2 protein-coding genes are annotated in these 1,615 nt (G+C 69.5%); both read left to right on the top strand.

Translation table 11 applies throughout. The features are described from left to right. Positions 1-191: 191 nt before the first annotated feature. Positions 192-749 (top strand): LacI family DNA-binding transcriptional regulator, encoded by a 558-nt coding sequence (locus LQV45_RS30960; RefSeq protein ID WP_230011124.1) that lies wholly within the window; start codon positions 192-194, stop codon positions 747-749. Positions 750-938: 189 nt separating this feature from the next. Then, positions 939-1,615, top strand: a 677-nt coding sequence (locus LQV45_RS30955) for a type IV toxin-antitoxin system AbiEi family antitoxin domain-containing protein (protein WP_230011121.1), incomplete at its 3' end; no start/stop codon positions are given.

The raw sequence follows: 1,615 nt of genomic DNA, 5'->3' as shown, positions 1-1,615 counted from the left end.
CCGCAGGCCGCGTCGAGCGCTTCAACGCTCGCTTCAAGGGCTTCGGCGGCAAGAAGTAACTTTCTTCCCCAAGGTCTTATGGAAAGCCCGCACCGGCAACGGTGCGGGCTTTCTGCGTCTCTGCTGCCGTTCCGGCTAACCGGGTGACCCGGGTTCCCGGGTTCCCGGATGCATGCGGCACGATGGAGGTCATGACATCTCATCCCGCGGCCACCGCCCCCAGCCCCGACGACGACGGCGGCGGCCGCATGGCGGCGGAGCACCTGATCGGGCTCGGCCACACACGCATCGGACACCTCTCGGGCTCCGGCGGCGCCGCGGCCCACCGGCGGGAGGGCTTCCGCCGCCGAATCCTGGAGGCCGGCGTCGAGGCCCGGATCGCCGGCGAATCCCGCGGCACCTCTGAGGAGGACGGCTATGCGGCCGCCTGCTGGGTCCTTGACCACCACCCCGACACGACCGCCCTGTTCGCCGCCAATGACACCATGGCCTTGGGCGCCTTCGCCGCAGCCAAGGCCCGGGGCCTGTCCATCCCGGAAGAGCTCTCCGTGATCGGCTACGACAACTCCCCGCTGGCCAAGTCGCGGTATCTGGACATGACCTCGGTGGACAACCGGAGCGACATTGTCGGGTCCGGCGTCGCAAGCGCCCTGCTGGCACGGATCCAGGACCCCACCCTCGAGCCTGAGCGCCAGCTGATCGAGCCGGACCTCATCGTCCGCGGAACCACCGCCCGCGTTCCCGGCTGACGCCCCGCCGAATTCGCGGGAAACCACCGACTTCGCCGTAAATTGACGGCGCCTTCGCCGCGTTCCGGCGAAGTGAGCGGCGTCCAAGGCCGCCGTCCCCCAAAGAAGCCAAGGTGCGGCCGCCTCGTGTTTTCCACATAACGACGACGGGGCCTCCCGCCTGCTCCTGCAGCGGCCGAAGCTGGTGGCATGACGCATAACCCCGCGCTGGGGCTGCCGCCGACCGGTAACCTCTGGCGCACCGAACAGCTCCTGGATCTCGGCTTCAGCTCGCGCGCCATTCGCTCGCTCCTCGATTCAGGCACCCTCGTCCGGCTCCGGCACGGCTGCTACAATCGCGCCAGCCTCTGGAACGCCCAGTCGCCTACTGTCCGCAGCCGGCAGCTCATCTACGCGCACGCCCACGGAACGCGTACGACGTCGACAGGAGCCTTCCACTACAGCCACACTTCCGCGGCGCGCCTCCGCCTCCTCCACCTGTGGGACGTGGATGACGTGATCCATGTCCTCCAGAAAGTACGGCCCTCGAACGAGCGACACGGGAGGGACGTCCGCTGCCACACGCGCCCCTTCGCCGACCACGACGTCGCCGTGGTGAACGGCCTCCGGACCACGTCCCTGGAGCGCACGACGGCCGACTGCGCCATGCTGCTGCCCTACAGGCAGGCGTTGATCCTCACCGACCACGCGCTTCGACTCGGCGCGGACCCGGGCGCCCTGCAGGCCATGGCAGATGACCTGGACGGCCGCCGGGGCATTCGGACTTTCCGCCGTGTCCTGGCCGCGGCCGATCCGCGCTCGGAATCTCCCGGCGAGACCCTGACCCGCGACCTGATCCTGCGGCTGCGGATCCGGCCACCTGAGCC

Source organism: Microbacterium sp. Bi128 (assembly GCF_918698205.1).
The sequence above is the reverse complement of the archived record's forward strand: the minus strand, read 5'-3'. Positions and strand labels throughout refer to the sequence as shown.